23 protein-coding genes, 10 tRNA genes and 2 rRNA genes are annotated in these 23,566 nt (G+C 43.0%); 32 read left to right on the forward strand and 3 right to left on the reverse strand.

From position 1 onward, the window contains the following. The 13 genes from BMZ58_RS18250 to rocF all read left to right on the forward strand — a co-directional run. Positions 1-138 (forward strand): 23S ribosomal RNA (locus tag BMZ58_RS18250); the annotation flags it as partial. A gap of 93 nt (positions 139-231) precedes the next feature. Beyond that, positions 232-345: ribosomal RNA gene (gene rrf / locus BMZ58_RS18255) — 5S ribosomal RNA — on the forward strand. Between the two features lie 42 nt (positions 346-387). Then, positions 388-462: transfer RNA gene (locus BMZ58_RS18260), tRNA-Asn, on the forward strand. A 3-nt stretch (positions 463-465) separates the two neighbouring features. Further along, positions 466-537 (forward strand) — tRNA-Thr (locus tag BMZ58_RS18265). A gap of 22 nt (positions 538-559) precedes the next feature. Further along, positions 560-634, forward strand: a tRNA-Glu gene (locus BMZ58_RS18270). A gap of 6 nt (positions 635-640) precedes the next feature. Further along, a tRNA-Val gene (locus BMZ58_RS18275) sits at positions 641-716 on the forward strand. Between the two features lie 16 nt (positions 717-732). Next, positions 733-808: transfer RNA gene (locus BMZ58_RS18280), tRNA-Thr, on the forward strand. A 15-nt stretch (positions 809-823) separates the two neighbouring features. Continuing rightward, positions 824-909 (forward strand) — tRNA-Tyr (locus tag BMZ58_RS18285). Positions 910-1,017: 108 nt separating this feature from the next. After that, positions 1,018-1,092 (forward strand) — tRNA-Gln (locus tag BMZ58_RS18290). A gap of 38 nt (positions 1,093-1,130) precedes the next feature. Beyond that, positions 1,131-1,203 (forward strand) — tRNA-Lys (locus BMZ58_RS18295). A gap of 18 nt (positions 1,204-1,221) precedes the next feature. Next, positions 1,222-1,296, forward strand: a tRNA-Gly gene (locus BMZ58_RS18300). 3 nt (positions 1,297-1,299) lie between these two features. Then, positions 1,300-1,372, forward strand: a tRNA-Ala gene (locus BMZ58_RS18305). A 428-nt stretch (positions 1,373-1,800) separates the two neighbouring features. Beyond that, positions 1,801-2,703 carry an arginase gene (gene rocF / locus BMZ58_RS18310; RefSeq protein WP_075037987.1) on the forward strand — a complete coding sequence of 301 codons (903 nt, stop codon included), beginning with the start codon at positions 1,801-1,803 and terminating at the stop codon, positions 2,701-2,703. A 12-nt stretch (positions 2,704-2,715) separates the two neighbouring features. Here rocF and BMZ58_RS18315 read toward each other — a convergent pair whose 3' ends face one another. Beyond that, the gene (locus tag BMZ58_RS18315) at positions 2,716-2,910 is read right to left on the reverse strand and encodes an aspartyl-phosphate phosphatase Spo0E family protein (RefSeq protein WP_075037988.1); all 195 of its coding nucleotides are present in this window, start codon (positions 2,908-2,910) and stop codon (positions 2,716-2,718) included. 160 nt (positions 2,911-3,070) lie between these two features. Here BMZ58_RS18315 and sigW point away from each other — a divergent pair, with 160 nt between their 5' ends. The 7 genes from sigW to glmS all read left to right on the forward strand — a co-directional run bounded on the left by sigW (position 3,071) and on the right by glmS (position 10,193). Next, complete coding sequence (gene sigW, locus BMZ58_RS18320; RefSeq protein WP_075037989.1) at positions 3,071-3,634, forward strand: RNA polymerase sigma factor SigW; 564 nt, start codon at positions 3,071-3,073, stop codon at positions 3,632-3,634. A 15-nt stretch (positions 3,635-3,649) separates the two neighbouring features. Continuing rightward, on the forward strand, positions 3,650-4,306 hold the full coding sequence (locus tag BMZ58_RS18325) for an anti-sigma factor family protein (RefSeq protein ID WP_075037990.1): 657 nt from the start codon (positions 3,650-3,652) through the stop codon (positions 4,304-4,306). Positions 4,307-4,695: 389 nt separating this feature from the next. After that, positions 4,696-5,508 (forward strand): diadenylate cyclase CdaA, encoded by an 813-nt coding sequence (gene cdaA, locus BMZ58_RS18330; protein WP_083412899.1) that lies wholly within the window; start codon positions 4,696-4,698, stop codon positions 5,506-5,508. Continuing rightward, on the forward strand, positions 5,501-6,484 hold the full coding sequence (locus tag BMZ58_RS18335) for a CdaR family protein (protein ID WP_075037992.1): 984 nt from the start codon (positions 5,501-5,503) through the stop codon (positions 6,482-6,484). The genes cdaA and BMZ58_RS18335 overlap by 8 nt, the downstream gene beginning before the upstream one ends. A 70-nt stretch (positions 6,485-6,554) precedes the next feature. Further along, complete coding sequence (glmM, locus tag BMZ58_RS18340) at positions 6,555-7,904, forward strand: phosphoglucosamine mutase (protein ID WP_075038071.1); 1,350 nt, start codon at positions 6,555-6,557, stop codon at positions 7,902-7,904. 253 nt (positions 7,905-8,157) lie between these two features. Beyond that, positions 8,158-8,337 (forward strand): hypothetical protein, encoded by a 180-nt coding sequence (locus tag BMZ58_RS21260; protein WP_167360116.1) that lies wholly within the window; start codon positions 8,158-8,160, stop codon positions 8,335-8,337. A gap of 53 nt (positions 8,338-8,390) precedes the next feature. Next, positions 8,391-10,193, forward strand: a complete 1,803-nt coding sequence (gene glmS / locus BMZ58_RS18345) for a glutamine--fructose-6-phosphate transaminase (isomerizing) (RefSeq protein ID WP_075037993.1) — start codon at positions 8,391-8,393, stop codon at positions 10,191-10,193. A 545-nt stretch (positions 10,194-10,738) separates the two neighbouring features. Here the strand turns inward: glmS and BMZ58_RS18355 are convergent. Both BMZ58_RS18355 and BMZ58_RS18360 read right to left on the reverse strand, forming a co-directional pair. Next, on the reverse strand, positions 10,739-11,887 hold the full coding sequence (locus BMZ58_RS18355) for an FtsW/RodA/SpoVE family cell cycle protein (protein ID WP_075037995.1): 1,149 nt from the start codon (positions 11,885-11,887) through the stop codon (positions 10,739-10,741). 185 nt (positions 11,888-12,072) lie between these two features. Further along, positions 12,073-12,357 carry a phospholipase gene (locus BMZ58_RS18360; RefSeq protein ID WP_075037996.1) on the reverse strand — a complete coding sequence of 95 codons (285 nt, stop codon included), beginning with the start codon at positions 12,355-12,357 and terminating at the stop codon, positions 12,073-12,075. A 281-nt stretch (positions 12,358-12,638) separates the two neighbouring features. Between BMZ58_RS18360 and BMZ58_RS18365 the strand changes: the two genes are divergently transcribed. The 12 genes from BMZ58_RS18365 to cydC all read left to right on the forward strand — a co-directional run bounded on the left by BMZ58_RS18365 (position 12,639) and on the right by cydC (position 23,506). Next, a complete protein-coding gene (locus BMZ58_RS18365; protein ID WP_075037997.1) occupies positions 12,639-13,100 on the forward strand; it encodes a DUF2243 domain-containing protein in 462 nt (153 codons plus the stop codon). Beyond that, a complete protein-coding gene (locus tag BMZ58_RS18370) occupies positions 13,097-13,906 on the forward strand; it encodes a cytochrome c oxidase assembly protein (protein ID WP_075037998.1) in 810 nt (269 codons plus the stop codon). Before BMZ58_RS18365 ends, BMZ58_RS18370 begins: the two co-directional genes overlap by 4 nt. Before the next feature lie 53 nt (positions 13,907-13,959). Then, on the forward strand, positions 13,960-14,286 hold the full coding sequence (locus tag BMZ58_RS18375) for a four-helix bundle copper-binding protein (RefSeq protein ID WP_075037999.1): 327 nt from the start codon (positions 13,960-13,962) through the stop codon (positions 14,284-14,286). 98 nt (positions 14,287-14,384) lie between these two features. After that, positions 14,385-14,732, forward strand: coding sequence for an ArsR/SmtB family transcription factor (locus BMZ58_RS18380; protein ID WP_075038000.1), 348 nt, complete (start codon positions 14,385-14,387; stop codon positions 14,730-14,732). A 10-nt stretch (positions 14,733-14,742) separates the two neighbouring features. Next, complete coding sequence (locus tag BMZ58_RS18385; RefSeq protein ID WP_075038001.1) at positions 14,743-16,038, forward strand: arsenic transporter; 1,296 nt, start codon at positions 14,743-14,745, stop codon at positions 16,036-16,038. 27 nt (positions 16,039-16,065) lie between these two features. Then, positions 16,066-16,488 (forward strand): arsenate reductase (thioredoxin), encoded by a 423-nt coding sequence (gene arsC / locus BMZ58_RS18390; protein WP_075038002.1) that lies wholly within the window; start codon positions 16,066-16,068, stop codon positions 16,486-16,488. A 99-nt stretch (positions 16,489-16,587) separates the two neighbouring features. Next, a complete protein-coding gene (gene trxB / locus BMZ58_RS18395; RefSeq protein ID WP_075038003.1) occupies positions 16,588-17,541 on the forward strand; it encodes a thioredoxin-disulfide reductase in 954 nt (317 codons plus the stop codon). A 348-nt stretch (positions 17,542-17,889) separates the two neighbouring features. Continuing rightward, complete coding sequence (locus BMZ58_RS18400; protein ID WP_244151660.1) at positions 17,890-18,516, forward strand: GNAT family N-acetyltransferase; 627 nt, start codon at positions 17,890-17,892, stop codon at positions 18,514-18,516. A 52-nt stretch (positions 18,517-18,568) separates the two neighbouring features. Continuing rightward, positions 18,569-19,264, forward strand: coding sequence for a nucleotidyltransferase domain-containing protein (locus tag BMZ58_RS18405; protein WP_425268674.1), 696 nt, complete (start codon positions 18,569-18,571; stop codon positions 19,262-19,264). An 11-nt stretch (positions 19,265-19,275) separates the two neighbouring features. Beyond that, a complete protein-coding gene (locus BMZ58_RS18410) occupies positions 19,276-19,794 on the forward strand; it encodes a P-loop NTPase family protein (protein ID WP_075038005.1) in 519 nt (172 codons plus the stop codon). Between the two features lie 281 nt (positions 19,795-20,075). Next, positions 20,076-21,803 carry a thiol reductant ABC exporter subunit CydD gene (gene cydD, locus BMZ58_RS18415; RefSeq protein ID WP_075038006.1) on the forward strand — a complete coding sequence of 576 codons (1,728 nt, stop codon included), beginning with the start codon at positions 20,076-20,078 and terminating at the stop codon, positions 21,801-21,803. Continuing rightward, complete coding sequence (gene cydC / locus BMZ58_RS18420) at positions 21,800-23,506, forward strand: thiol reductant ABC exporter subunit CydC (protein WP_075038007.1); 1,707 nt, start codon at positions 21,800-21,802, stop codon at positions 23,504-23,506. The genes cydD and cydC overlap by 4 nt, the downstream gene beginning before the upstream one ends. Positions 23,507-23,566: the final 60 nt, after the last annotated feature.

Consider the following 23,566-nt stretch of genomic DNA (forward strand, 5'->3'; position numbering starts at 1 on the left):
GAAGCCCCCCTTGAGATGAGATTTCCCTTTGCTTTAAGCAAATAAGATCCCTCAGAGACGATGAGGTTGATAGGTCCGAGGTGGAAGCGTGGTGACACGTGGAGCTGACGGATACTAATGGATCGATGACTTATCTATCCTATAGATAGCTTTCGTGAAAAGATAGTTACTTTTTCATCATAGAATGTTTCCTTATCCAGTTTTGAGGGTTCACCTCAAACTTTATAATGATGTGGTGGTGAAGGCGAAGAGGTCACACCTGTTCCCATGCCGAACACAGCAGTTAAGCTCTTCAGCGCCGATGGTAGTCGGGTTTACCCCCGTGAGAGTAGGACGCCGCCACATTGTTTCTCTTTCCTTATTAATGCTTTAGGAGACTAATATTATTCCAACGTAGCTCAGTGGTAGAGCAATCGGCTGTTAACCGATCGGTCGTAGGTTCGAATCCTACCGTTGGAGCCACTTGCTTCCATAGCTCAGTGGTAGAGCACTTCCATGGTAAGGAAGGGGTCGCCGGTTCAAATCCGGCTGGAAGCTCTGAGAAAACCGATATACCCAAGGCCCGTTGGTCAAGTGGTTAAGACACCGCCCTTTCACGGCGGTAACACGGGTTCGAATCCCGTACGGGTCACCACTTTTCGGAGGATTAGCTCAGCTGGGAGAGCACTTGCCTTACAAGCAAGGGGTCGCAGGTTCGAACCCTGCATCCTCCACCATTAAATCTTATAAATTGCCGGCCTAGCTCAACTGGTAGAGCAACTGATTTGTAATCAGTAGGTTGGGGGTTCAAGTCCTCTGGCCGGCACCACTTGTTTAATTCAGTGGAGGGATAGCGAAGTTGGCCAAACGCGGCGGACTGTAAATCCGCTCCCATCGGGTTCGTAGGTTCGAGTCCTACTCCCTCCACCATTTTAAATGATTATAATGGCTGACATTATCGATCAGCTATTTTTTATGAAATTAAACAAGGTTATTGTATAATAATCTTTATATGGTAAATACTATTTTTGTAATTGTTGGGCCATAGCCAAGCGGTAAGGCAACGGTTTTTGGTACCGTCATGCGCTGGTTCGAATCCAGCTGGCCCAGCCATTTTTTATAAAGATGTTATACTGGGAAGATAAAATTATGAGCCATTAGCTCAGCTGGTAGAGCATCTGACTTTTAATCAGAGGGTCGAAGGTTCGAATCCTTCATGGCTCATCTTTCATAATTTTATATGCGGGAGTAGTTCAGTGGTAGAACACCACCTTGCCAAGGTGGGGGTCGCGGGTTCGAATCCCGTCTCCCGCTCCATATGGGGCCTTAGCTCAGCTGGGAGAGCGCCTGCTTTGCACGCAGGAGGTCAGCGGTTCGATCCCGCTAGGCTCCACTACTCAACCTGACATCTGATTGATGTCAGGTTTTTTGTATTAAATTATTCTTCACTTATATGGCAGTATTCTGGAAGACTCGATTTCGAGATAATGGAAGTGCTTTAGGGGCTGCAGGAAAGCGAGTTGCTTCCAAGACCCCATTCGCACTCTTCATATGTCTCGAAACTGAGTCTTCAAGATAAAGGAGCTTTTATTGAATAAGGAATCAACTGGTGGGGAAGGATAAAACCCTATGATTTTCGATAGAGAAAGTATGACGGAAAACTATATCCATTATATGTAAAAAGAGCGAAGTAACTTGTAAAAATGCATGATTACATACGTTTTCATACTGCTAGTCGTATATATATACACAAAGGTGTCCAGTTGAGTCATCTTCCCAAAAACGGATACAATTATAGTAGAAGATAAAGGAGGAACTTTAATGAATAAACAGCTTTCAGTAATCGGTGTACCTATGGACCTTGGGCAAATGCGCCGTGGTGTAGATATGGGGCCGAGCGCAATCCGTTATGCGGGGATGGTTGAACGTCTGGAACAGTTGAAATATGAGATTGAAGATCTAGGAGACATTGATATTCCTCGTCCGGAACCTAATGCAGATAATAGACAGGATAACTTACGAAATTTAAATGAAATAGCAGAAGGAAGCAGTCGTCTTGCAAAGTCGGTAGATCAAGTAATAGAAAATAAACGTTTCCCTTTAGTTCTGGGGGGAGATCACAGTATCGCTATGGGAACTCTAGCTGGGGTAGCGAAACATTATGATAACCTTGGAGTCATTTGGTACGATGCTCATGGAGATCTTAATACCGCAGACAGTTCTCCATCTGGTAACATCCATGGCATGCCACTAGCAGTAAGTTTGGGTATTGGCCATGAAAAACTGACTGGTATTCATGATTACGAACCGAAAATAAAACCGGAAAATGTGGTGATTATCGGAGCTCGTTCCTTGGATGAGGGAGAGCGGGTCCTTATTAAAGAAAGAGGAATCAAAGTCTATACGATGCACGAAGTGGATCGTATGGGTATGACACAAGTGATAGAGGAAGCGATAGATTATTTGAAGGAACGTACAGATGGGGTACACTTGAGCCTTGATCTTGATGGTTTGGACCCTAGTGATGCACCGGGAGTAGGTACACCGGTCATTGGAGGATTAAGTTACCGTGAAAGTCACTTGGCTATGGAAATGCTTCACCAGTCAGGTATGATCACTTCTGCTGAGTTTGTCGAAGTGAATCCGATTTTAGATGAAAAAAATAAAACCGCTAGCGTAGCGGTAGGGTTGATGGGCTCTCTATTTGGGGAAAGTTTGAAATAAAATGGCGAAGTATTAACAGTAACTTGCCTTTTGAAGGGCAGGTTGCTGTTTTTTATATTTTAAGGTCTCGTATTCATTCAATAAACGATCTAGTTTGACACTGATCCGCACAACTTCTGGTGAACTCAGCTTATGGATGCTGGCTAAACGTGTCATTTCTACACGACAAGCTTCGATTTCTTCCGTCAAAGCAGTGACTCGCTTCATAATAATACTTCCTCCTATGAAATTTTTTACATTTACAGCTTTATAACCGATACTAAAAAAAGTTAAACTTATATTAGTGAAAAAAAGATATTTTTTTGAAACTTTCGGGCGAGGTCATCCGTAAAGGATATCGACCGCACGTATAGCGGAGGTATAGCGAATGGAAACCATGATTAAACAAAAAATTAAAGAGGTCAAAAAGGGAGATCAATCGGCATTTGAGGACATTGTATCTTTTTATCAAAACAAAGTCTATCATATTTGCCTCCGTATGGTCGGTAACTCCTATGAAGCCGAGGATTTGGCTCAAGAGGCTTTTATCCGGGCATATACGAACCTCCATACTTTTGACGAAAAGCGTAAGTTCTCGACATGGCTTTACCGCATTGCTACCAACTTGTCCATTGACCGTATACGAAAGAAGAAGCCTGATTACCATTTGGATGCTGAGGTGAGAGGGACGGAAGGTCTGGATATGTATTCGCAGCTGGCTGCTGATCAAGCTTTGCCTGAGGAGGAAGTGGAAAGCCTTGAGCTTCAAACGTATATTCATAAAGAAATCTTGGCTCTTCCCCCTAAGTATCGCAGTGTTATTGTTCTTCGCTACTTAGACGAGTTAGCTCTTCAGGAGATTGCAGAAGTTCTGGATATTCCTGTAGGGACAGTTAAGACGAGGGTTCACCGGGGGAGAGAGGCATTACGTAAGAGGCTTCGACATGTGTGAAGGAGTTGAGAGGGAATGAATTGCAATAAAGAGGCAATTGCACTCATGCATCAATATTTGGATGGGGAATTATATAAAGATGACGAGAGACGACTGAGAGACCATTTGCAAACGTGTCCATCCTGTCAGGAACATTTTCATGAATTGAAGAGAACAACCACTTTGATTAAAAATACAACATCAGTATCAGCACCACCGAGATTTACAGCGAATGTAATGGCGAATTTACCAAAAGAGAAGAAACGGAAAAACTATTTGCGGCAACTCCAGCGGCATCCGATTTTAACGGCAGCTGCCATCTTCTTCATTTTGATGTTCAGCGGTATATTCACAGCATGGAACCAAGATCAACAGGTAACTGTTTCAAAACAAGAAAACTTGGAGATAAGGGATCATACGGTCATCGTACCTGAAGGGGTTACGGTTCAGGGAGATCTTGTCGTAAGGAATGGTGACTTGAGGATCCATGGGAAAGTGGACGGGGATATTACCATCATCAATGGTGATATTATTGGTGAAAATCCTCAAGGGGGTACAAATGATCAATTAGATCGTAACAACCTCCGTGCCTATTCAGGAGAATTGACAGAAGTGAACCAAGTTTATGAGTGGATATGGTATCACACTAAAAACACCGTGAAAGAAATATTCTCTTTCGAATCTGACGAATAACAGGCAGGGGAACATTCCAGTTCCTCTGCTTTTTTTACTTGTTCCATAAGATATTCACCTAAGAATATGGCAGTTACCCTGAAGATTCCATTCCGATATGTGATGGAGATTTAGGGCGGGGGGATGAGGTGTTTTCCTGACTACCATCTTCCCAAGCAAATGTCTCGAAACTGATTTCTAGAGATTACATTGTTTGTCTGACTAAATGTTCTCATATATTAGGAAACGGTTATGTGATATAATGGTAAATGTGAATTTTTTTAATTGCCCCTCTTTAATTTTATCGTTTGTAGTACTGAAAAATGCCAATAGACTACATAGTTGTGTAAAAACGATTATAAGCGGGAACAATGTCTGAGATTTATTTTATATTAAAAGGAAGTGTAGGCATGCTTGATGGGGGATTGGATGTTTTAGATTACTTTTTGATTACTGTGGATATCGCCCTTGTCTGGTTTGTTGTATATAAATTAATCATGCTGATCCAGGGGACGAAGGCCGTTCAACTTCTGAAAGGGATTTTTGTCATTCTGGGTATATGGTTATTGAGTAATTTATTTGGACTGACCACATTAAGGTGGCTGATGTCACAAGCGATTACGTGGGGTTTTCTCGCCATTATCATTTTGTTCCAGCCGGAGCTGAGAAGAGCTTTGGAACAGCTTGGTCGTGGAAGCTTCTTCGGCAGGAACACCTCAGAGGAAGAAGATACCGAGAAGACTTTGCAAGCCATTATTAAGTCTTGTAACTATATGGCGAAACGTAGGATCGGAGCTTTGATCACGATTGAACGCGATACTGGTATGGGTGACTATGTGGAAACGGGCATTCGAGTCGGAGGACATTTGTCCAGCGAACTTCTCACGAACATATTTATACCTAATACACCACTCCATGATGGGGCGGTTATACTTAAAAATGATGAAATTGTAGCTGCAGCCTGTTATTTACCTTTGTCTGAGAGTCCTTTCATTTCTAAGGAACTTGGTACTAGACACCGGGCGGCGATGGGCATCAGTGAAGTAACAGATGCTTTAACCATTGTAGTATCGGAAGAGACTGGAGCAATTTCCTGTACTAAAAACGGCGAACTCCATCGTGATCTTGACCAAGTGAAACTGGAAGAGATCTTACGTACGGAGTTGGATTACTCCGCCCCTGCGGTAAAAAGCTGGAACTGGAGGGGGAAAAAGAATGGATAATTGGTTCAAAAGTGTCTGGTTTATCCGGATTATTTCTCTCATGCTTGCGGGGTTGCTCTGGGTAACCGTCAATGTTGATGACAATATGGATTCTGATTCCATTTTCTTCAATCAATCTTCGTCCGATATGGAAAGGATGGAGAATATTCCGCTTGAAATCCGATTTGATAGTGAAGAATATGTGGTAAGTGGGATTCCTCAAGAGGTTTCCGTATCTGTTGAGGGGCCGGCTGGCGCTGTTGCTCCTGTAGCAAGGCAGAAGAACTTTACCGTTTTTGTCGATCTGAACGGTTTAGGCCCGGGGACACATGAAGTTTCTTTACAACACTCAGGGATTTCTAATCAGCTTTCCGTTACGCTTGATCCTAAGATTATTGAAGTGACGATTGAGGAAAAAGTCACTCAAGATTATGAAGTGAGTATTGATTATATTAATGAACGCAACCTTGATAGTACGTTAGAGCTTGGAGATCCTGAAGTCAGCCCTTCTGAAGTATCCATAACAGGCGCTTCCTCCGTCGTACAGAAAGTCGCCTCTGTTAGGGCCATCATTGATGTTGGGGGGACGACAGAAACCATTGAGGAACAAGAAGCTCCTGTGAAGGTATATGATAATCAGGGGAACGAACTGAATGTCCTTGTCGATCCGACGGCAGTCGAAGTGACGGTTCCGGTTTCTAGAAGAACCAAAGATGTCCCTATTAGTGTTGTGCCCCGCGGAGGGAATACAGAAGGGGCACTCATCGACTCTGTCTCCACAGAAACAGAAGAAGTAACACTTAGCGGACCTCAAGATGTCCTCGATAATATCGATGAAATTTCGGAAGTACCGGTGGATGTGACAGAAGTGACAGAAGATGAGACCCTGGAAGTGGAAATCCCGCTCCCTGAAGGCGTAACGTCCGCCGACCCAGAAACGATTGATGTGCAAGTAGATGTCGTGGATGAGGAATCAGAAGACGGAGAAGGGCCATAAGCGAGCCAACCGTAATAAAACATCGTAATTAATAAATAACGGAAAGAATAGAAAGAGAGGTAGAATGATTATGGGTAAATATTTCGGTACAGATGGTGTACGTGGTGTTGCCAATAAAGAACTAACACCAGAACTTGCATTCAAATTAGGGCGTTACGGAGGCTATGTGGTCACTAAAGGTGTAGAACGACCGAAAGTATTGATAGGCCGGGACACTAGAATCTCTGGTGAAATGTTAGAAGGAGCTCTAGCTGCTGGTTTGCTATCTATCGGTGCAGAAGTTATGCGTCTCGGAGTTATTTCAACACCAGGCGTCGCCTTTTTGACCAAAGCGATGCAGGCAGAAGCGGGCATTATGATTTCTGCTTCTCATAACCCTGTCGAAGATAACGGTATAAAGTTTTTCGGCCCCGATGGTTTTAAATTATCAGACTCTCAAGAAGAGGAAATTGAAGCTTTGATTGATGCAGAACAGGACGACCTACCGCGTCCTTCAGGTTCTGACCTTGGTCAAATTAATGATTATTTCGAAGGCGGACAAAAGTACTTGCAACACTTGAAGCAAACGGTCGATTATGACTTTGATGGCCTTCACATTGCTCTCGATTGTGCACATGGGGCAACCTCTTCCTTGGCTTCCCATTTGTTTGCAGACCTTGAAGCAGATATTTCTTCCATCGGTTCATCACCGGATGGGTTGAATATTAACGATGGCGTGGGTTCGACACATCCTGAATCTTTACAAGACCTTGTAAAAGAAAAGAGAGCGGATGTCGGCCTGGCGTTTGATGGAGATGGTGATCGCTTAATTGCTGTAGATGAAAAAGGGAAGATCGTAGATGGAGATAAAATCATGTACATATGTGCAAAGCATATGAATGAGAATGGTACATTGAATCACTCTACAGTTGTATCTACAGTCATGAGTAACCTTGGTTTCTACAAAGCTGTCGAAGCGAATGGGATGAAAAGTGATAAGACAGCTGTTGGGGATCGTTATGTCATGGAAGAAATGCGCCGTGGTGGTTTTAACCTTGGCGGGGAACAGTCTGGTCACATCATTTTCCTTGATCATAATACGACAGGGGATGGCATGTTATCAGCACTGCAACTCGTAAATGTCATGAAAGAGACAGGAAAGCCGTTATCAGAACTGGCGGGAGAAATGGAGAAATTCCCACAAGTACTGAAGAATGTCCGTGTCATTGATAAAAATAGAGTGCAGACTCACCCACGTATTCAGGAAGCAATTCAAGCGGTCGAAGAAGAAATGGGTGACCGTGGACGTGTTCTAGTTCGTCCATCAGGTACGGAACCGTTAGTCCGAATTATGGTTGAAGCACCTACGGAGGAACAGTGTGAAGAATATTGCGATAAAGTCGTCCAAGTCGTTGAAGAAGAGCTTGGTTTAGAAGAATAAAAGAAGGAACGGGGCGCAGGTCGCACAGGGTGCAGACCTGCGCATATCCTATTACAGAGTCCTTACATTTATATAACAGTTATAATTTTCATTGACCCCGTAATGAGGGGTAGGTAAAATAATAATGTCCTTGAAAAATTTGTCGAAATGATGTTTAGCAAAACAGGCATCAGGAAATGAGAGAAAAAGGACTTGATTCAGAGATAGCTAAGGAGGGTGGAGGTCACTTGTAATTATAAAGCGCCAGGACTGTGTGAAACGGACATATTCAGCACAGTTGACGAGGTGGAGGTTCATCGAGGTTTCGGCGGATGCCTCCCGGTTGCAACACTTCAACCGTACGTCCAGATGTAAACCGAAGAGGCGACTCTTTGAACAATACATCCTGGACAAAGTGATCAAAGAAAAAGAACGGGAGAGGGGCGACGATTAGCCCCATTAGATTATTCGTTGCCCTTCTCTTCATTTTTTAGGAGGCCAACAAATATGTGTGGAATTGTAGGATATATTGGACAGGATGATACGAAGGATATTTTATTGGATGGCTTACAAAAGCTTGAGTATCGTGGATATGACTCAGCAGGTATTGCCACCCTCAATAATGCAGGCGTCGAAGTGACAAAAGTAAAGGGACGCATAGCAACGTTAAGAAAAGCTGTCGATGAAAACGTAAAAGCGACATTGGGTATTGGACATACGCGCTGGGCTACTCACGGGGCGCCTAGTGAAGAGAATGCGCACCCTCACCAAAGTACTTCCGGTCGCTTTACGATTGTTCATAACGGTGTCATCGAGAACTATGTGGATGTTCGTGATGAATACTTGAACGGTGTGGAATTCAAGAGTGAGACAGATACAGAAATCATCGTTCAACTTATGGAAGTATTGAACAACGAAATGAATGATGTGGCAGCTGCTTTTCGGAAGGCTGTCGAGCTTCTGACTGGTTCTTATGCCATTGCGTTGATCGACAAGGAAAATGAAGATACAATCTATGTTGCAAAAAACAAAAGCCCTCTACTTGTAGGGCTTGGCGATGATTTTAATGTTGTGGCAAGTGATTCAATGGCTGCTCTTCACGTAACGGATCAGTTTCTTGAGCTGATGGATAAGGAAACAGTGATCGTACGTCGTGATGGCGTTGAAATTCAGAAGTTAGACGGTACCACTGTTGAACGTGAGCCATTCAAAGCAGAACTGGACACAACAGACATTGAAAAGGGCACATACCCACATTTCATGTTGAAAGAAATCGATGAGCAACCGTTTGTTATTCGTAAAATTATTCAAGAGTATCAAAATGAGAATGATGATATTAAATTAGAGCCTGAAATCCGTGAAGCAATGAAAGTCTGTGACCGTATTTATATCATTGCGGCGGGAACAAGCTACCACGCAGGATTGCTTGGGAAGCAATTTATCGAAAAATTGGCGAACATCCCTGTTGAAGTTCATGTTGCTAGTGAGTTTTCTTACAATATGCCATTGCTTTCTGAGAAGCCGTTGTTCGTCTATCTTTCTCAAAGTGGTGAAACAGCAGACAGCCGATCTGTTCTTGTTCAAACAAAAGAACTTGGTCACCCAGCATTGACGATTACAAACGTACCTGGTTCCACCCTCTCCCGGGAAGCTGACTATACGATGCACTTGCATGCGGGACCAGAGATTGCGGTAGCATCCACAAAAGCTTATACAGCTCAAATGGCGGTTCTTGCGATTCTTGCTGTAGATACGGCGCGTGCTAAAGGAATCGAGCTTGATTTTGACCCTATGCAAGAATTAGGGATCGTTGCGACAGCGATGGAAGCTCTAACAGATCAGAAAGAACAATTGGAAGAACTCGCTCGTGAGTATCTGCCTACAACACGGAACTGTTTCTTCATCGGCCGTGGCATTGACTTTTATGTTGGATTAGAAGGTGCTCTCAAGTTGAAAGAGATCTCCTACATCCAGGCAGAAGGCTTCGCCGGCGGAGAATTGAAGCATGGTACTATTGCATTGATCGAAGATGGAACTCCTGTTATTGCGCTAGCGACACAGGAGAACGTCAACTATTCTATCCGTGGTAATGTACAGGAAGTAGAAGCGCGTGGAGCGAACAGTATGATCATCAGTATGAAGGGCTTAGATAAAGATGGCGATGCATTCGTCATTCCTCACGTACACGAACTTATGACACCACTTGTGTCTGTGATTCCATTGCAGCTGATTTCTTACTATGCCGCTCTACATCGCGATTGTGATGTAGATAAACCACGAAACTTGGCTAAAAGTGTAACTGTAGAATAAACAAAGAAAGGCTGACACCTAATAGCGGGTGTCAGCCTTTTAATTAGTAACCATAGTCTATTCATATAGAAAATATCAACATACCTTTTTTCAACTAACAGGCACGATCGTTTAAAAGGGGGTTTTCTATTATTTTCTTTCTAAGAAAGACATGTGGTTTCTTATGATCATATGGGGAACTATTTTAATTACTATTTTTATACCTATATGGCTATGGGACCTTTAGATAAACAAGTAAGGATAGCTGATATCAAAAAATTAATAAAAGGAAGAATCTATTGGCCACTCCTGTCTCAGATGGCAGATTGGAGATTATTTATAGAATCTACGATATTCTTTTGATTTCTCCTGAAAATGAACGCGTTTTTTACTAAAAAGCTCTTGAAAGAAATGCTCAAATAAATTATAGATGAAAGAATATCCTCCGGTTAATAGTTTCTCCCTTAACCTTTGGGGGCTGCAGGATAGTATCGAATACCGGATCATTAATTAAAAGAATGTAAAAAGGAACGCCACCATGGACGTCCCTCTTTTGCATTCTTTTTCTATTCGCCGAACATATATGTCTTATGATGATAGGAGATGGAAAAGGCTATTCCTAAAGCCATGAGGTTTCCGATTAATGCACTTCCTCCATAACTGATGAAGGGAAGCGGAATTCCTGTGATTGGAAGTAGCTGCACAGACATTCCGATATTTTGAAAGACGTGGAAGGCAATCATACTGATGATCCCTACCATTACATAAGAACTGTAATTACTATTGGCTTTGAAAGCAATAGTCGTAAAGCGATAGATCAAAAAGAAGAATAGGAAAATGACAACACAAGAACCAAGGAATCCATATTCCTCAGCAATAATACTGAAGATGAAGTCTGTCTGGGCTTCGGGTAAGTACACCTCTCGTTCTCCGAATCCTTTCCCGTAGAGTTGGCCTGATCCAATCGCCCTCATCGCTTTAACGAGGTGATATCCAGACGAATCTTCATACTTCGTCGGCTGGAACCAGGAGTAGATTCGACCAAGTTGATATTCTTTTACTCCTAAGTACCGATCCAGTAGTTCTGGGGCACGAATGGCCAACCAGATTACAGCTGTTCCTAAAGCGGAAATGATTCCGATAATCGGCAAAATGATTCGCCATTGAATGCCTGAAACGAGAATAAACCCACCAAGAATGGCGATAAATACAAGTCCAGTTCCGAGGTCTGGTTGTTGCATGATCAAAAGCAGTGGTACACCTGTGGCCGCCCCTAGTTTCAGAAGCAGTAGCAAGTCCATCTTGAAGGATGATCTATGTTTATCGTTGTGATTCACTGCAATCCTTCCGAGTACGAGGATTGTAAATATCTTTACTAATTCCGATGGTTGAAGGGATAAGCCAGGAAGGGCGAACCAACTTTTTTGCCCTTTGATGACAGGAGCAATAGATGACGGAGCAATTATAAGCCCTACCAATAGAAGGATCCCGAATCCATAAAGATACCAGCTGATTTTTTTGAAATCTTCTGGATCCACAAACATCATGAATCCTATGACTACGCCTCCCACCCCATACCAGACGAGTTGCTTAAGTACAAAGTTATCGTTATATTGAGTGCTTTGCTGTGCACTGTAAAGAGCGACCGAACTGACGGCTATGAAACAACAAATAATAAAAAAGAGCTGCCAATCGAACCTTTCTTCAAATTTCATTTTATAGTTATACATCCTCTCATGTTGGCAAAGCATGCAAAAAAAAGCGTGCTGTTGACTATTATAAGCACATGTACCTCATTTGAAAAGTGCCTCTTTTCCTTATTATTCAATTATAGAACATTCATGTATGTAATCGGGGAAAATAAGTGAAAAAGAAGGTCTATCATTACATGACCTTCTTGTTAGAATGAGCAGGTGAAAAAACGTTGGAATTTCATATATTTGTACAACATCCTTGCATGGCGCCCTTCCATTGTATAGGGGTTTTGCAATCTCTCCAGCTTATTGATGAAGGCGTGGTCACAAGCACAATAGTCTCTGTAATAGCGATAACACTCATCGTGAGCTTTACAAGCGGCATCTACAGCATTGACAGGCTCACCGGGACCACTGCATCCAGGACCGCAATATTTATAACCGGGGAAGATACAAAATCCCGGTCTACGTGCAGGATTGTTTCTATACATTTTGATTCCTCCAAGTATCAAACTTGTTCTTAGTCATTATATGATTAGCAAAACTACCCGTATAGATATTCGCCCCGGGATTTTGACATTCGCCAATTGCAGATAAATATTATTAAAGGAAATGGATTCAAAAGTGGAGATGGAGAGGTTTTTGTGGGAATTATGGTGGAAGGAAGATAGGCTCAATTTCTAGGGAGGCTGCCTCTTAAGAAAGAAGGGTCCGTTTATATTCTTTATTCAAGGGAAGAATTGTAAAAAACGAAAAAGGAGAGGAATAAAGGATGGGGTCTAACTCTAACCATGCATCTTCTGCCCTTGTAAAAAGAAATAAGTGGTCCGGGCTTTTGTTTGGAATCGGTCTTGCAGCTTTTATTGATGAGACAGTGTTTCACCAATTGCTAAGGTGGCATCATTTTTATGATCAATCTACTACAGATGTCGGTCTGATTTCTGATGGTTTTTTCCATGCCTTCAGCTGGTTCGCAACCATAGGGGGGTTATTTTTATTCGCAGACTTACGCAGGAAAAGGGGGTTGTCGTTAAAGAAATGGTGGGGAGGAGTTCTGTTAGGGGCAGGTTTTTTTCAATTATATGATGGAATCATTCAACATAAGTTATTGAGAATACACCAAATCCGCTATGTTGAAAATGTCATTGTTTATGATTTGGTTTGGAATATTGCTGCGGTTGTAATGATTGCGATAGGTCTATTACTGCTTTGGCGCAGAGGGAAAGAAGCATGAAGTTTTTGAGTGTACACAACCATGAGACTGTAATGGATGGCGGATATTTACAACTATTATTAGCTGCCCCTTTCGTGCTTGGCCTTATTATATACCTTCTTATCCTTACAAAAAGAAAGGACCAACAAACTTGGCCTCTCTTTAGAACAGTGTCATGGATCGGTGGTTGTATTCTAGCGATCGGATCGGTAGCGGGGCCTGTAGCGGAGCTAGCTCATCATGATTTTAGAATGCATATGGTCAGCCATTTGCTACTAGGGATGCTTGCTCCATTGCTGTTAGTGCTAGCAGCTCCTATGACATTAGTATTAAGTACGTGGAAGGTGGAGCATGCACGGACCCTATCACGACTGTTAAGAAGCCGGTATTCTCAGTTTGTGACACATCCCGTAGTTGCTACAGCCCTTAACATAGGGGGGCTTGCTATTTTATACCGGACAAATCTTTACTCTTTGATGCATGAACATATGATTCTGTATGTAGTTGTTCATGCTCATGTTTTTTTAGCTGGTTATTTCTTTACTGTCTCCATGATTTACGTCGACCCAACTCCACATCGTGAATCCTATTTATTTCGGGCGATCGTATTAATATGCGCTCTCGCTGGTCATGGGATTCTTTCTAAACACATTTATGCCTACCCGCCTGCAGGGATTCCAGTTCCGCAAGCAGAGCAAGGAGCTATGTTGATGTATTATGGGGGCGATGCAATCGATGCCTTGATTATCTTTTTCTTATGTCTCCAATGGTTTAAAGCTACGAGACCGAAGAGCACTTGTAAGGAAAAGAAATATAGTTTCGTTTAAGAGGTTTAACTTATCGGTATAAGAGATAAACAACTAAAAAAGGAGGAGTTTTGATGGCACACGAAAAATATCAAGACCTTATTGAGAAGCTTCATGAATGTATGGAAGCGTGTAACCATTGTTATGATGCCTGCTTAAAAGAAGATGACATTCAAAAGATGGCAGAATGTATTCGCTTGGATCGTGAATGTGCAGATATTTGCGGATACTTAGAACAAGCGATCTCCAGAAACTCCCCATTCATTTCTGAGTTGGCTGCTGCTTGTGCTAAGATTTGTCAGGCTTGTGGAGATGAGTGCAATAAGCATGATCATCAGCATTGCCAGGATTGCGCGAAAGCTTGTTACGAATGTGCAGAAGCCTGTAAACAAGTTTCTTAAAAATGAAGGAAAAATGACTCTTTCACAAGGAAGAGTCATTTTTTTTCTTGCATATATAAGTATATGCTTATATTATGATGAAGAGGTGGGTGATTCCTATGGAAGAGACAAAAGTGGATTTGGAAAAAGCCGCTCAGACGTTGAAGCTTTTAGGTGATAAAACGCGGCTTACCATTCTTGGATTGGTGAAAAATCATGAGTGTTGTGTTTGTGAGTTTGTAGAGGTCCTGCAAATGAGCCAGCCCTCCATTAGTCAGCATTTGAGGAAACTTAGGGATGCTGGTCTTGTAAAAGAACAAAGAAAGGGGCAATGGATTTTTTACTCTTTGAACACATCTCATGACACGTACCCAATCATACAGCAGGTTTTGGAGCAGATTCCAAACCAGAAAGAGAAACTGAAAGCATTGGAAGAAGCGGGATTACGCATCCAATGCGATAGGTAGGGGGATTGTTTTGAGTTTAGCTATCATTGCTACGATTATTTTTGTACTTACTTTAGTTTTCGTCATATGGCAACCGAAAAATTTAGGGATTGGCTGGTCTGCTTGTGGCGGGGCGATTCTTGCTCTATTATTCGGTGTTGTTGACTTCCAGGACGTGCTTGCGGTTACAGATATTGTTTGGAATGCGACATTGGCATTTGTGGCGATCATCATCATTTCACTGATACTCGATGAAATCGGGTTCTTCGAATGGGCAGCCCTGCATATGGCTCGTGTAGCGAAGGGTGATGGGAAGCGGATGTTTATTTATGTGACCTTGCTCGGGGCTGTGGTTGCTGCCTTATTTGCAAATGACGGGGCAGCATTGATACTGACACCCATTGTCCTTGCGATGGTTCGTAATTTGAACTTTAAAGAGGCGATGATTCTTCCGTTCATCATGGCCAGTGGATTCATTGCAGACACGACCTCATTGCCGCTTATCGTCAGTAACCTTGTGAACATTGTGTCTGCAGACTTTTTTGACATAGGGTTTGTCGAATATGCCACACGGATGATTGTGCCGAACTTATTCTCATTAGCGGCAAGTATTCTTGTACTGTTCCTGTTTTTCCGGAAGAGCATTCCTGAAAATTATGACTTAGCTCAATTGAAAAAGCCTAAAGAAGCGATTCAGGATCGTAAAATGTTCCGTATGTCGTGGGGCGTCCTTGCTGTTCTTTTAGTCGGGTATTTCGCAAGTGAGCCTCTGGATATTCCGGTGTCGATCATCGCAGGAATTATTGCTATCTTCTTTTTATTAATGGCGCGAAGAAGTCCCGCGGTCAAGACGGCAGACGTGATCAAAGGTGCACCATGGGCCATTGTCTTCTTCTCTGTCGGTATGTATGTCGTTGTTTATGGGCTGAGAAATGTAGGTCTGACTGACATACTTGCAAACGTCATACAGTACACGGCTGATCAAGGCTTGTTCGTTGCCACCGTTTCTATGGGATTCATTGCTGCGATTCTTTCCTCCATCATGAACAATATGCCAACCGTGATGATTGACGCGCTTGCGATTGCTGATACGAATACAACTGGAACGATGAGAGAAGCGCTCATTTATGCGAACGTCATCGGCTCTGACCTTGGGCCGAAGATCACACCGATTGGTTCATTGGCGACCTTGCTGTGGCTTCATGTACTATCGATGAAAGGTTTCCGTATCTCATGGGGGTATTACTTTAAAGTAGGGGTTATCTTAACAGTACCGACCCTATTCATTACACTTGTCGGACTATATATATGGTTATTAATTATCTAATTTTACTAGCTAAAGGAGAAATGAAACATGTCTAACAAACCAGTTATTTACTTTCTATGTACAGGAAACTCATGTCGCAGCCAGATGGCAGAAGGATTCGGTAAGAAATATTTAAGTGACAAATATGAGGTTAAATCAGCAGGAATTGAAGCGCACGGCTTGAACCCGAATGCGGTAAAAGCGATGAAGGAAGTGGATGTAGATATCACGGATCAAACATCTGACATCATTGATCCTGCTATTCTTAACAACGCTGAATTCGCCATTACTCTATGTGGGGATGCAAATGATAAATGCCCGATGACCCCTCCGCAAGTGACTCGTTTTCACTGGGGGTTCGATGATCCTGCAAAAGCAGAAGGTACAGAAGAAGAAAAATGGGCTTTCTTCCAGCGTGTACGGGATGAAATTGAAGCACGCATCCAAACGTTTGCTGAAGAAGGTAAGTGAAAACAAAAGGAACAGGACCGAATATAGTGATATAAGCATGACTTTGGCCATATAAGGTTATACCTTTAATGAGGATGCTTTTACAAAGGAGGAGTATTTATGGCTTACAAATCCATTATTTTAGGCACAGGTCCTGCAGGTTTGACTGCAGCTGTCTACTTAGCAAGAGCTGACATGGAACCGCTTGTTATTGAGGGTCCAGAACCAGGCGGGCAGCTGACCCTTACGACGGACGTTGAAAATTTCCCAGGGTTCCCAGACGGTATTATGGGGCCAGAGCTTATGGATAATATGAAAAAACAAGCGGAGCGTTTCGGCGCCACCTTCAAACGCGGTTGGGTAACAGATGTAGAAGTGGAAGATCGTCCATTCAAACTTCACGTGGATGGGTTAGGTGAATTGGAAACAGAAGCGTTGATTATTTCCACAGGGGCGTCTGCCAAATTGCTGGGCATCCCTGGTGAAAAAGAAAACATCGGTAAGGGAGTCAGTACTTGTGCGACATGTGACGGATTCTTTTTCCGTAACAAAAAGGTCGTAATAATCGGAGGGGGAGACTCTGCGATGGAAGAAGCGACATTTCTGACGAAGTTCGCAAGTGAAGTACAGATCATCCACCGCCGTCATGAACTCCGTGCTTCTAAAATCATGCAATCCCGAGCAAAAGATAACGATAAAGTGACATGGGCGCTTAATAAAACTCCTGTAGAAATGGTTTCCGATGGCATGAAAATCAGTGGGATCAAAGTACGTGATAATGATTCTGGTGAGGAAGAAATCATTGAAACCGACGGGATCTTTGTTGCCATCGGGCATAACCCGAACACAGACTTTGTTAATGGGAAGCTCGATATGGATGACAAAGGGTATATACTCGTTGAGCCTGGTACAACAAACACTAACATTCCAGGTATCTTCGCTTGTGGGGATGTCCAGGATCAGAAATATCGTCAAGCCATTACAGCAGCAGGGACAGGATGTATGGCAGCCATGGATACGGAACGTTTTCTTGAAGGAGAAGCGACCATTGATTGGAGCGAGAACTTGTCTTGAATTAGCTAGAGCATCGACACCTGTTTACTGTCGGTGCTTTTTTTTATGTGCAGGGAGTTAATACTGATGCGGTAGGGCACTTTCCATCTTAGTTAAGTCTCTTTCCTCTCCTGGAATGAGAAAAAAGGATGGTACAATGAACTGAAAGGTATCACTTCTGGAAGATTTGATCAGCGGGGGAAATGAGGAGAAAGGGAGGTCGGGGAATGAATAGTGAGCTATTAAAAAAAGTACCATGAGGATCTTAGGGTCAACGCTGTAACGACAGGTTTCCGAAGGGAGGAGACTCCTTATGTCGTCCGCCATGTCTCAGAATACAATGATGGAGGTTTTATTCTCGCATCAAATTTGAATGAGGCAAATGCTCAAGCGGTCATACAGGAGGAGAAGGAGTATTTCAAACAGTTGAAGCAACCATTTGAATGGAAATTGTTCAGCTATGACTCACCAAGTAATCTAAAGTCCATTCTTCTCGATGAAGGATTTGAGGAAGAAGAGGAGGAAGCGTTGCTCGTTTTGGATGTCCGAAATGCTGCATCCTTATTATATATGGAGGAACAGGAACAGTTAGTTGAAGTAGATGATGAACATGGCGTTTCCGATATTATCAGTCTCATGGATGATATTTGGGGAGAAGACCATTCTGCACTTGGAAAAAGGCTCTGGAGAGATAAACAGGCACATCCAGATCACCTTTATCTATATGGAATCTATGATGGAGAAGAATTGATCAGTGGTGCATGGATGTATCTCGAAGAAGGCACATCTTTTGCCTCCTTATGGGGTGGGGCCACAAGACCATCGTACCGCGGGAGAGGGCTTTATAAGGATCTAATAGCAGCCAGAGCAAAGAAAGCAGCAGAGAAAGGGTACATTTTTCTCACCGTCGATGCTCGGCCCATGAGCCGCCCGATCTTAGAAAAGAACGGTTTCCAATGTCTTGCTTACACCTATGCCATGCAATCTCCTAAATAATACCGTACCAGGTCATACAGAAATTGGAAAAAGGGGTGGGAGAATGAAAGAAATGATGATGACGGCAGGAAGAGTCATTCAGCAATACTATTCTTCTTGTGATGCTGCGCTATTAGCGGGAAGTGGTGTCAGAGAAGAAGCAACCACTACATCAGACTTGGACATAGTCATTTTCGACGAAAAAGTGTCCTCCTCCTATCGGGAATCATTTTTCGCGAGTGGTTGGCCGGTCGAAGTTTTTGTACATAATTGGACTTCTTATCTGGAGTTCTTCCGAAGAGACTGTCTGCGCGGAATACCATCAATGCCACGCATGGTGGTGGAAGGGAAGATAGTGAAAAATGACTCCAGGCTGCGGACAATAAAAGAGGAAGCGGAATATTTACTGGATGAGGGGCCATTACCATGGTCAAAATCAACGATTGATGAGAAACGTTATTTTTTAACCGACGCTATCGAAGACTTGATTGGATGCACGGACAGAGGAGAAGAGATTTTCATTGCTGGAAAACTAGCAGAACAAGTGAGCGAGTTTTATTTGCGGGTAAACCGTCAGTGGATCGGCTCATCCAAATGGGCTGCTCGTGCTTTAAGGAACTATGACAGGGTATTGGCGGATCAGTTGATTGGAAGTTTCGATGAGTTATATAAACAGGGAGAGAAGGGAAATGTCATCAGGGTCATTGATGAGGTGCTTGCTCCCTATGGCGGTCGTTTGTTTGAAGGTTTTTCCATAGGGAAATCGTGAGGAGAGATGGGATGAAGAGGGTTATGGTACTCGGCGTGTCATCGGGCGTAGGTAAATCGACGTTTGCCCATCAACTAGGAAGGAAACTGGGGATAGACGTCTATCATCTGGATCGCTTTTATTGGGAGCCTGGTTGGAATGAAGCGACCATTGAGGACTTCAGGTCACGGCAAGAGGAGGTTGTCGGAAATGACGCATGGATTATCGAGGGGAATTATAGTAATACTTATGATATACGAGCGGCTGCAGCGGACACTATCATATATTTAGAACTTCCTCTCCTTGTTTGTCTCTTCCGGGTGATAAAGCGCAGGTGGGAATATCGAGGGGAAAAGAGCCGCCCTGATATGGGAAAAGGGTGCGAAGAGAAGTTGGATTGGGATTTTATCAAATTTATTCTCACAACATATAAGAAACGGAAAAAGAAAATGCAGGAACGGTTCCGCAATTTTCAAAAGGTCGGGCAAGAAAAACGAGTCATTCAATTAAAATCGAAGCAAGATATTCAAAGATTTCTAGATGATTTGTAGGAGGTCTTAGTAGGATATTCCTTATCAATAATTTTGAAAACATGGTGGGGGGTTATACAAATTTTCAGACGTGCCGACCTAAAAACGGACGTCTTTTTTCTTTAAATCATCCACATATTGCAAGTAGTGCGTGGGGTATGAGGTAGACTAGAAAGGGAGACGATGGTATAGAATTGTCATAGAATCATCAGTTTTATTTTTAGAAATTATCAAGATTATGAATTATAATAAAGGTAATGTGAATGTTTTCACAAAAATGATGAATAAGGAGTTTTCCATAGATGAAGCACCTCAGCAGACTAGCTTTCTCCCACCGAAAAATGATTATGCTGTTGATCTTCACGTCTGTGTTGATTGGTGCCACGATTATCGGTCAGTCTTATTTTTTCGTAGCAATTGTCGATCGGATTTTCCTTGATGAACAAAGCTTCCGTGAAATCTTACCACTGCTTGTGGGGTTGTTACTCGTGCTTGCCGGAAGGACGTTGTTCACATGGCTGAATGGACGAACAGGCGTGAAGCTAGCATCAAAAGCTAAGCGTCATTATCGCCAATCCATCATTAAGAAATTTTCTCGCAACCCTGTACAAACTTCTTTGCAGGGACAGTCAGGAAGGAAAGTAAGTGTGCTGATGGATGCGGTAGACGAAGTTGATGGTTATTTCAGCAGCTATGTACCACAAATGATACAAACAATGATCATTCCGGTGATGATTCTCATTGTCGTTTTTACTCAGCATATTTATTCGGGACTGATTATGATCATTACAGCACCTTTTATTCCATTGTTCATGGCGATCATTGGTGTGATGACAAAGAAGAAGTCGGAAGACCAAATGGAGAAGATGAACGCTTTCTCGGGAAAATTTTTAGATACCCTTCAAGGTCTGACGACATTAAAATTATTCGGTCGTTCTAAACAACAACAGAAGGAAATCGAGACAAGCAGTCTGGGGTTCAGAGACGCAACAATGGAAGTGCTGAAGGTCGCTTTTGTATCTTCCTTGATGCTTGAGTTTATCTCGATGCTAAGTATCGGCATCATTGCACTTGAAATTGCCATAAGGCTTGTCGTATTTGAGAGTGTTTCCTTTTTTACTGCCTTCTTTATTCTGATTCTCGCGCCAGAGTTTTATTTGACGTTGAAAGATTTCGGCAGTGCCTTCCACACAGGACGTGGTTCCTCGGGTGCAGCCAATCAATTATCGGGTGAATTGGAAAAAGAAGAGGAAGGATTCGGATGGGGAGAAGCGAAGCTGGGGAGGGAGAAGCCTCCTCTGATACAGCTTAAAGATATGAGCTTTCGTTATGAAAAAGGCTTTTCAATGGAAAACCTTCAAGCTACCATCCTACCACGTTCGCAAGTTGCGATTGTCGGAAAAAGTGGTGCTGGAAAGTCGACGCTTCTTCATCTGTTTGCCGGGCTGATGAAACCTGACTCCGGTGAGATTTTTATCAATGACCGGCCGCTATTTGATTATCAACAGCGGGAATGGTTTTCTCAATTGAGTTATATTTCTCAGAATCCGTATATATTTTCCGGAACGATTGCGGACAACATTGCCATTGGCGATGAGAAGCCATATACAAGAAATGACATTAAGAAGGCTGCGGAAAAAGCGGGGATTGCAGCATTAATGGAGTCTTTGGAGCAAGGTTACGATACGCCAGTCGGAGAGGGTGGTCGTGGGTTGTCAGGGGGAGAGAAACAGCGCCTGGCAATCGCCCGGACTTTTTTGAAACGACCATCCGTTATTCTTTTTGATGAACCGACGACAGGGTTAGATTTGAAAACAGAACATATTTTGCAACGTTCCATTGAGGAGCTCTCCCGATTCGCCACGATCATCACAGTGGCTCACCGTTTGCATACAATCAAAAATGCTGATCAAATTTTATTTTTGGACAATGGAGAATTAAAAGGGCAAGGAACGCATGAAGATTTATTAGAGACCGTAGAAGATTACCGGGCGATGGTATCGGCGCAACAAGGAGGGGACACCACATGAAAGAATTGAATGAAGTCATACGGCTTGTCGTCTTAGAAAAAAGAGATATCGTTCTTTCGGTGGTTTTCGGTTTTCTGGCGGGGATGTCTGCCGTCGGCCTTTTTGCTTCAAGTGGGTATTTGATTTCGAAGGCCGCCTTGATGCCGCCTTTGTATGCCCTTACGGTTCTTATCGCGTTTTTGAAGCTGTTCGGTTTCGCTCGTGCGCTCGGTCGTTATGCTGAGCGATATTTTTCCCACCGTGCAACCTTTACTATTTTGAGCAATTTACGTCTGTCTTTTTATAAAAAGCTGGAACCTCATGCACCAAGGGTTTTTCAAAAGTACCGGAGTGGTGACTTGCTTTCACGTATTGTAGGAGACGTCGAAAGCTTACAAAATTTCTTTTTACGTGTGTACTATCCACCTGTAGTGCTTGTGATTATCTTCCTTGGAACCATCGTGTTCACATCCATTTTCTCCATAGGGGTTGCGACCGTCCTGCTAGTTGGGTTAGTTTTAACAGGTTTGCTTATTCCTGCCTGGTATACAGTGAAACAACGAAAGCTTGGCAATAAAGTAAGACATGCCCGTGGAAATCTCTCTACAGAGGCGACGGAGTTTTTATATGGTTTTCGCGATTTGAAAATTTACCAGCAGTTGGATGCGAAACAAGAAAATCTTCAACATGCAGCAGACGCTTATTTAGAGGAACAAGAAAAAGACAGTATGCAGATGCTTTCCAGTCATTCTTGGAATACCTTCGTCACTCTTTTGGTCTCCTGGGTCGTCACAGGTGTTGGAGCATTGCTCGTTGCTGAAGGAGATCTGAATGGGTTGTTCCTCGCTATGCTTGTCATGGTTTCACTGACAGTATTTGAAAATGCTGTTCCTATGGCTGTTCTACCAAGTCATCTGCAGGATAGTAAGCTAGCCTCAGAGCGACTTTTTTCCATCGTTGATGGGGAAGGCGAAGATAAAGGGACATTATTGCTTGAGCGAGGAAATGCTCCTGAAATAGTATTGTCTCAAGTCCATTATCGATTCCCGGGTGAAACGAGAGATGTTCTAAAAGATGTGACGATTACGATCCCTTCCGGAAGTAAGACAGCAATTGTCGGTGCTAGTGGTTCTGGTAAATCAACGTTACTTCAACTGCTAATGAAATTCCAGACGCCGGTAATGGGGGAAGTAACGGTAAACGGCTATGATATCCAACATGTAACAGAGGAAAGCGTCTGGCAGCACAGCAATGTCGTACTTCAGGAAAACCACTATTTTTATGGCACCATCCGGGAAAATCTTCAACTAGCTAGTGATGATTCTTCTGAAGAAGAAATGATAAGTGCCCTAGAAGAAGTAGGGCTTAGTTTTAAACTGGATCAACCTGTTCTTGAAAAGGGAGAAAACCTTTCAGGTGGGGAGAAACAGCGGCTTTCCATTGCGCGAGCATTTCTGAAGGGAGAACGCTTGTGGTTGCTTGATGAACCGGCATCTTCCGTCGATGCACTGAATGAAAAAGAGATATATAAGCATCTTTATGAACGAGCGAAAGACGATACGCTTGTCCTCATCAGCCATCGCCTGTCCGGACTGGAAAGAATGGACCAAATCGTTGTGATGGATGATGGTTCGGTTGTAGAGCAGGGTTCCTATGATGAACTAATGAAGAGGCAAGGTTACTTTTATGAAATGAAGCAAATCGAAAACAACATATTCAGTTGATTGCGTGCATAAATGGTAATAAAATCCACACCAGGTCACCCATATATTGGAAGTCCTGGT

It is taken from the genome of Halobacillus dabanensis (assembly GCF_900114165.1).
Taxonomy (GTDB): Bacteria; Bacillota; Bacilli; order Bacillales; family Halobacillaceae; genus Halobacillus; species Halobacillus dabanensis.